Below are 634 nucleotides of genomic sequence, written 5' to 3'. Positions count from 1 at the left end.
AGTTTTTTTAAAAAGAGCCGGCCCCCCCCCCGGGGGGGGCGAGGGGCCCCGGGGCCCGGCGCCCCGCGGCGCCCGGCCCGCGGCCAGCGCCACGTCGAACAGTCGCAGGCCCTCGGCCGAGGTCAGGGGACGCACTCCCGCGCGTTCCAGCCGTCGCAGGTCGGGGTCGCCGAGCCGTCCGGTCAGCTCGCTGCGCTGCTCCCACAGCCCCCACGCCAGCGACGTCGCCGGCAGGCCCGCCGCCCGCCGCTGGTGGGCGAGGGCGTCCAGGAAGGCGTTGGCCGCGGCGTAGCTGCCCTGGCCGGGGCCGCCGAAGACGCCGGCGGCCGAGGAGAACAGCACGAACGCCGACAGGTCGAGGTGGCGGGTCAGTTCGTGCAGGTGCCAGGCGCTGTCGACCTTGGGGCGCAGCACCGGGTCCAGCCGTTCGGGGGTCAGCGCCGGGATCACCGCGTCGTCGAGCACACCGGCGCAGTGGACGACGCCGGTCAGGGGGTGGTCGGCCGGGATGGCGGCGAGCAGATCGGTGAGCTGGGCCCGGTCTGCCACGTCGGCGGCCCGCACGGACACCTCGACGCCGCCGGCCGCCAGGTCGGTGACGAGCTCGGCCGCGCCCTCGGCGGCGGTGCCGCGC

General features: G+C 77.3%; 1 protein-coding gene. It reads right to left on the bottom strand.

What is annotated here, in order from left to right; all coding sequences use genetic code 11:
- The coding region (locus MXD58_RS24495) for a beta-ketoacyl reductase (RefSeq protein ID WP_250610023.1) at window positions 1–634 on the bottom strand (634 nt) is incomplete at both ends.

It is taken from the genome of Frankia sp. AgKG'84/4, assembly GCF_023242965.2.
Lineage (GTDB): Bacteria > Actinomycetota > Actinomycetes > Frankiales > Frankiaceae > Frankia.
The sequence above is the reverse complement of the archived record's forward strand: the minus strand, read 5'-3'. Positions and strand labels throughout refer to the sequence as shown.